General features: G+C 47.2%; 6 protein-coding genes. 5 read left to right on the forward strand and 1 reads right to left on the reverse strand.

The window, feature by feature from the left end; translation table 11 throughout:
* Window positions 1-136 precede the first annotated feature (136 nt).
* The gene (locus P5683_RS12280; RefSeq protein ID WP_315641008.1) at window positions 137-1,849 is read left to right on the forward strand and encodes a type II toxin-antitoxin system HicA family toxin; all 1,713 of its coding nucleotides are present in this window, start codon (window positions 137-139) and stop codon (window positions 1,847-1,849) included.
* 73 nt (window positions 1,850-1,922) lie between these two features.
* Here the strand turns inward: P5683_RS12280 and lipA are convergent, their stop codons facing one another.
* On the reverse strand, window positions 1,923-2,837 hold the full coding sequence (gene lipA, locus P5683_RS12285; RefSeq protein ID WP_315641007.1) for a lipoyl synthase: 915 nt from the start codon (window positions 2,835-2,837) through the stop codon (window positions 1,923-1,925).
* Between the two features lie 54 nt (window positions 2,838-2,891).
* On the opposite strand from lipA, the gene P5683_RS12290 reads away from it, so the two are divergent.
* Genes P5683_RS12290 through pabB form a run of 4 tightly spaced genes read left to right on the forward strand, consistent with a single transcriptional unit; the run spans window position 2,892 to window position 6,545 of the window.
* Entirely contained in the window at window positions 2,892-3,071 is a 180-nt protein-coding gene (locus P5683_RS12290; RefSeq protein ID WP_006669441.1) for a hypothetical protein, read from the forward strand.
* Between the two features lie 58 nt (window positions 3,072-3,129).
* Window positions 3,130-3,711, forward strand: a complete 582-nt coding sequence (locus P5683_RS12295) for a response regulator (protein ID WP_006620539.1) — start codon at window positions 3,130-3,132, stop codon at window positions 3,709-3,711.
* 19 nt (window positions 3,712-3,730) lie between these two features.
* Window positions 3,731-4,777, forward strand: coding sequence for a bifunctional heptose 7-phosphate kinase/heptose 1-phosphate adenyltransferase (locus tag P5683_RS12300; RefSeq protein WP_006669442.1), 1,047 nt, complete (start codon window positions 3,731-3,733; stop codon window positions 4,775-4,777).
* Between the two features lie 7 nt (window positions 4,778-4,784).
* Window positions 4,785-6,545, forward strand: coding sequence for an aminodeoxychorismate synthase component I (gene pabB, locus P5683_RS12305; RefSeq protein WP_006620541.1), 1,761 nt, complete (start codon window positions 4,785-4,787; stop codon window positions 6,543-6,545).
* Window positions 6,546-6,698: the final 153 nt, after the last annotated feature.

Genomic DNA, 6,698 nt, shown 5'->3' on the forward strand with positions numbered 1-6,698 from the left:
ATTTTTTGTTACAAAAGTTAACATAATGACCTAGTGATGGCGATAATGCGATCGCAGTAGGGGGAATATTTGGGCTGAGAATTTGCGTAAATTGTTTGACGGAAATTGATAAATAATTATAGGGATAGGTTAATTTATGAGATTCAGAAGACCGAAAGAACTGCTGGGCAAGGTGAATGTCAAAATCGCGCTGCAAATGTTGGGTCGATTAAGCATAATCAGCGTCATATCTTTGGTTCTGGCAACGATTAACAACTTAGGAAATCATAAAAACTACTGGGAGCGGACAATTTTTGCGACGCAGACAGTAGATTTTAACATTTTATCTCACACTTTGCCGACGAAACTTTCCCTGGCGCTGCTAGAGGGAGAAACGGAGGAGTTGCAGCGGACTCTGGACAGTAACTACGGACTGTTCGGGTTAGTAGTCACGAACTGCAAAAGTGCGATCGCCGATTGTCCAGAGCAGGAAATCCTCTACTATTCCAATTCCCGTCGCCTTTGGAAAGAGGGTTTGAAGGTGGAAAACCTAACTAATGAGCCTTACGATCTCCTACGGGACCCGCCGCCATTGTTTGCGGAACGCAAATATACACGGCGTTATCAACCGGAAGCTGACCCGACGGGGATGGTCAACAGAGGGGAAATCATCGGGCGGGTATATTACGTCCGGCGGGTGCCGCCAACCTTCGCGGAGAGTTACGGGAAATGGGCGAGGGGGTTGCTGAGGTTCCAGCACAGTCCTAGTATTTTCTCGCTGACTACGGGTATATTTTTGACGGGGGGTGCAGTGGTTTGGTTGCTGATCGAATTTATGTTGTACCGAAAGCGCCGAGAGAAGAAACAGTTACTGGAAGAGGCGCGGAATATTCGGGAAGAGTTGGAGCAGAAAGTTAAACAAAATGAAGCCCTGATCGCTGTTAGGGAAAAGGGGCGGGAGGAGTTGGAGGACTACCGAAGGGAACAGCAATCGATCGCAACGGAACTGAAAATAGCGATCGCCGACTACGAACAGAAAATCGTGGATTTCCAACATCAACAGGATGATAGCCAGACCTCTCTGCAAGAACTGCGGAATCAATTAGCCTGGGCGGTGGAATATCAGGTAGAGGCGCAAGAGGAAATTGACAGACGCTCTGAGGCGATCGCCAACCTGGAAAATTGCCTGAATAGCCAGAAAAGGGAACAGCAGGAAATGACGCGCACCCTGGAAAAGTTGCAGCGCCAGTTGCAGGAAACCGAAAATCGGGAAAAGAGGACCAATGAGGAGATAGTGAGCCTGAATCAAAAGATTGCGGAACTGACCCGCGAGTATGATCAGGCGATACAGCAATCGGCAGACCTGCAAAGCCAACTGAGGGAACAAGCTGATGTTGAGCAGTTGAGAAGAGCCTTGGAATCGGCTAGGGAAGAATCAGAGTGTATCAAAGAACAGTCCCGAGATTTTGAAGTCTATATCACCGAAGAAAATGAGCGTTTGGCAGCCAAAATCAGACAGTTAGAAAATGAACTGGGGGAACATAGATCGAGAATTTTGTACCTGGAAAGTCGCCTTGAGGATAGGGAGGTAGGTGATCACCATGTCAGTGACTGGATCAAACCTGAAGATTGCTTTACCCCAGCCAACCTCAGTAGATCCAACATATCCTCTCTGTCCAGTTCTGAGGTAATCAGAGGTCTACATCGCTTGGAATTTGTGACTGACCACCAAACAGGGAGCCATGTTCACCTCAAAAAAACCCTTTTTTGTACGGTTCCCCATCCTAACAAAGATGTGCCTTACGGTACCCTCAAAAACATTTTACAATTTGGGAAGATAAGCGAACAAGAGTTGAGGGATAATTTCTGATTTGAGCAACTCGGTTCCCTATTTAATCATAAATGATTGGGGAAATTGGGATGATGGGTGGGAGGGTAGGAGACTAAAATTCCCCAGCATGATAGGAACTCCGAACCAGGGGACCGGAGCGAACGTGAGAAAAACCCATATCTTTGGCGATCGCCCCTAGACGGTCAAACTCTTGGGGGGTCCAATATTTATGGACGGGGAGATGATCGAGGGAAGGGCGCATATATTGACCGATAGTGAGGCGCGCGCATTGAACTTGTCTTAAATCAGCGAAAGTCTGTAAAATCTCTTCTTCGGTTTCCCCATGTCCCAACATGAGACCGGACTTAGTAGGAATAGTCGGGTCAACTTCTCGGACGTGGCGCAACAGGTCGAGAGAGCGATCGTACTTCGCCCCCCGTCGCACAGGAAGCGTCAGCCGTCGCACGGTTTCAATATTATGGTTATAACAAGCAGGTTTCGCCCTCACCACCAAATCAATACGCTGATATTGTTGCTGTTGAGTATCTTCAGCCTTTCCCCCCCAAAAATCGGGAGTAAGCACCTCTATTTGAGTTTGGGGACAAAGCGATCGAATTTGCTCCATAGTAGCCACAAACCAGCCCGCGCCGCCATCAGCCAAATCATCCCGCGCCACAGAAGTTAACACCACATAACGCAACCCCAAAATTTGGACTGCTTCTGCTACCTTGCGGGGTTCATCGTGATCAAGTGGCATAGGAGCATGGCCCTTATCAACTTGACAAAAAGCACAGGAGCGGGTACAAGTAGGCCCCATAAGTAAAAAAGTAGCCGTCCCCTGAGCATAACATTCCCCCCGGTTGGGACAGCGCCCCTCCTCACAAATAGTATGAATTTGTCGCTGTTTGATAATCCGTTGCACCTGCGAGAGTTCACTAGCCGCACCAATAGGACGACGCAACCACTCAGGCATAGATTTAATTGCGTCTCGGTGACGTGATGAGATAGAATCAGGAGTGGTTGACATAATGTATTGATATCTAGGATAGCTATTTTTTATAACACAAAGCAGTTTTCTGCGATGCTGATTATATGGGAACTCACTATAGCAGCTTCTCAAGCCATCAAGTACATTCGGAAGCCCCTCGCCCCGTTTGGGAGAGGGGTTTGGGGTGAGGGTAATGGTTTGATGGCGGTATCCTTGACCATTGTTGGTGATGCCATACTATTCTCGACTTTGTTAAGCTATCAACAGATTTGAGAAGGTTAAGTGCTGCACCAATATTCAGATTATGTATTCATCACCGGGGGAGTAAGCCGTGGCAGGTCGGAAAATTATAGTTATTGATGATAGTAAGGTGATTCGGGTAAAAGTTCGGGAGATGTTACCCCAGGGTAACTTTGATGTGCTAGAAGCGAAAGACGGGAAAGAAGGCATAGACCTAGTGCGCCAAGAACGCCCCAACCTGATTATGCTGGATTTCCTGTTACCTAAACTCAGCGGATGGGATGTTTTTCAGCAAATCCAAGCTAGTGAAGAACTTAGGAAAATTCCCCTGGTGTTGATGTCTGGTCGAAAAGAGGAAGTGACGGAGAAAATTGCTGAACCTTTCGAGTATTTTGAGTTTATCGAAAAACCTTTTGAGAGAGGACAATTGATAGATGCGATCAAGTCGGCTTTTGAAAAGGCTAAGAAACCTCGCCCACCTCTGAAAGTGGCTCCCCCCGCACCTGCACCAACTCAAGAGACAGCACCTCCTCCTGTGGCGGCGACAACGGCGGCGGATGCAGCTAAGATTAAGGCTTTAGAACAGAAAATTGTTGCTATGCAGAGGGAAATGGTAGCCCTGAAAAAACAGGTGGCGCAAATCAAGGCTTTTGTACTCAAAAAAGTCAAGTAGGGGTGAGTAACTGTTAATTATGACCTTAGAATCTTCGTTTCTCAATCAGCTTGAGGGGGCTGCGGATACCCTTATGGAACACTTGGATAATTTTGCTAAGGCGCGAATTCTGGTGGTGGGGGATCTGACTCTGGATGAGTTTATGACTGGTCAGGTGGAGAGGTTGTCGCGGGAAGCACCAGTGCTAATTCTGCGCCATGAAGTTACTCAACAAATCCCAGGAGGGGGAGCTAATGCGGTTTACAATTTGGCTAAGTTGGGGGCTGCAGTGTCGGTGGCGGGGTTGGTGGGAAAGGATGACCAAGGGGAGACTCTCAAGAGGATTTTTCGGGAGGCGGGAATTGATACGGAGGGTATTCTCACAGACGCAGACCGCCCTACGGTGACTAAAACTCGGATTTCTGGACACGCGCGCCAGTCGGTGACTCAGCAAATTGTCCGGGTCGATCGCAAATCGGATGATTTACCCAGCTTGGAACTTCAATGGCGGTTGGCTGAATATATCGAACAACACAGAGATAATGTTGATGGGGTGGTTTGTTCGGACTATGGGGATGGGGTGTTAACTTCCCCGGTTATTGGCGCGGCTTTGGGTCATGGGTTTTCGGTGGTGGATGCTCAAGTTGATTTACAACGCTATCAGGGGGCGATGTTGTTTACTCCTAATGTTCCTGAAGCGGAAAAGGCGGTAGGATATTCGATCGCTAATGAAGAGAGTCTAAGACGTGCGGGGACTGATTTACTGAATTTGACTGGGGCGAAACGGGTGCTAATTACTAGGGGTGAGGAGGGGATGAGTCTTTTTGAATGGGGGGAAAATCAGACGCTACAAGTTAGCCATATTCCTCCGTTTAATGTTTTGGATGTTTTTGATGTGACGGGGGCGGGAGATACTGTGGTGGCGGCTTTAACTTTGGCTTTATCTGTGGGGGCGAGTTTTTGGGAGGCGGCGGTTTTGGGTAATTTGGCGGCTAGTTTGGTGGTGCGTCAGTTTGGGACGGCTACGACTTCTATAGCGGAAATGAAGGAGGCTTTGCGATCGCTTTTGGAAGGTGAAGTTAGTTGAGTTGACTATGAACAGAGTAATCATCCATGATGCCCAAAATCAGCAGTGGTTACTATTTGAACATCCCTGCTATATTGTTAATTGCGATCGTCTCGATCAGGTAATTCCTGCCTTACAACAGATTGATGAAAGTCTCCGGGAAGGGCATTTATGGGCGGCGGGTTTTATCAGTTATGAAGCCTCTAGCGCTTTCGATTCCGCTTTGAATACCTATCCCCCAGATGAGTTTCCTTTGCTCTGGTTTGGGCTATATCAACAACCACAAATTATCACCCCACCCCGCCTCTGTTCGCCATCAGATTATACTGTGGGTGAGTGGTTATCTTCTGTCACCCCCACTGAATATCAGGAGGCTATTAACCAAATTCGAGGTTATATTGCTAGGGGGGAAACCTATCAGGTCAATTATACTTTTCGCCTACGGACGGAGTTTTCTGGGGATGCTTTGGCTTGGTTTTGGCAATTAGTGCGATCGCAACAAGCCGACTATGCAGCATATATCGAATGTGGCGATCGCTTTAGCATTTGTTCTGCTTCCCCGGAACTATTTTTCCAACTCTCTGACCGTCAACTGGTCGCTCGTCCCATGAAAGGAACCGCCGCCCGTGGTTGCACTTTAACCGAAGATAATGCGATCGCCCAATGGCTGCAAAATTCCCCCAAAAACCGCGCCGAGAACGTGATGATTGTGGATATGATCCGCAATGATATTAGTCGCATTGGGGATATTAAAACCGTCCAAGTTCCCGAATTATTTACCGTCGAAAAATACCCAACCCTGTGGCAAATGACCTCCACAGTCACCGCCAAAACCCAGGCTTTACCATCAGAAATCATCGCCGCCTTATTCCCCTGTGCTTCCATTACAGGCGCACCCAAACCCAGAACCATGCAGTTAATTCACCAGTTAGAAACTACTCCCCGCCACCTTTATACTGGAACCATTGGCTTTATCCAACCACAACAGACCCCGAATAATTATAGAACCCAGTTTAACGTAGCCATTCGTACAGTTATCATTGACCACGAAAATAATCAAGCCGAGTATGGCGTTGGTGGTGGTATTCTGTGGGATTCTGACAGCCAGGATGAATACCAAGAATGTGAAACCAAAGCCAAGTTTCTGAGCATCAATAATAGCTGTGATTTTTCCCTATTAGAAACCATGCTATGGACCCCAGAGGCAGGATTTTTTCTCCGGGAAGAACACCTAAACAGGTTATCAGAGTCAGCCATATATTTTGGGATTCCCTTATCCCTAGAACACATCAATCAACAATTAATCGATTTAAGTAAATCCTGGTCAATTCCCTATCGAGTTAGGTTATTAGTTGACCGCCAGGGTGTTCTCAATTACGAAATTTCTGCCTTTGAGAAATCCCCACCTAACCGACAGATTTATTTAGGTTTATCTCCCACGCCCATTAATTCCCAAAACCCTTTTTTATATCATAAAACCACCAACCGCAGCATCTATGAAACCGCCCGGAATTCCCGTCCCGACTGTGATGATGTGATTTTATGGAATGAACGGGGAGAGGTCACAGAAACTACCATTGCTAATCTGATTATTAAAATCAATGATGATTGGCTTACCCCCCCAGTCACCAGCGGTTTACTTCCCGGAACTTTTCGGGGTAGCTTACTCAAGCAGGGTAAGCTCAAAGAGGCTATTATTGATATAGAAACCCTCCAAAAATCGGAGGATATTTATATCATTAATTCTGTCCGCCAATGGCAAAAAGCCACTCTTAAAACCACTAAATAACCTCCTCTCGCCGTCTCTCCATAGGGGGGGTTTATTCATCCTCAGCGCGTGGGGAGATATAATTCACCGCAGAACCCCAGAGGGCGGGTTTATTCATTTTCGGGTGGGGAGATATAATTCACAGCAGAACCCCAGAGGGCGGGTTTATAGGGC

Origin of the sequence: Limnospira sp. PMC 1279.21 (assembly GCF_032349615.1) — a bacterium.
Classification (GTDB): Bacteria; Cyanobacteriota; Cyanobacteriia; order Cyanobacteriales; family Microcoleaceae; genus Limnospira; species Limnospira fusiformis.

Excerpts from the sequence above, each read along its gene's own strand:
- P5683_RS12280 (WP_315641008.1), top strand. The coding sequence starts at position 137 with ATGAGATTCAGAAGACCGAAAGAACTGCTGGGCAAGGTGAATGTCAAA.
- lipA (WP_315641007.1), bottom strand. The coding sequence starts at position 2,837 with ATGTCAACCACTCCTGATTCTATCTCATCACGTCACCGAGACGCAATT.
- P5683_RS12290 (WP_006669441.1), top strand. The coding sequence starts at position 2,892 with ATGCTGATTATATGGGAACTCACTATAGCAGCTTCTCAAGCCATCAAG.
- P5683_RS12300 (WP_006669442.1), top strand. The coding sequence starts at position 3,731 with ATGACCTTAGAATCTTCGTTTCTCAATCAGCTTGAGGGGGCTGCGGAT.
- pabB (WP_006620541.1), top strand. The coding sequence starts at position 4,785 with ATGAACAGAGTAATCATCCATGATGCCCAAAATCAGCAGTGGTTACTA.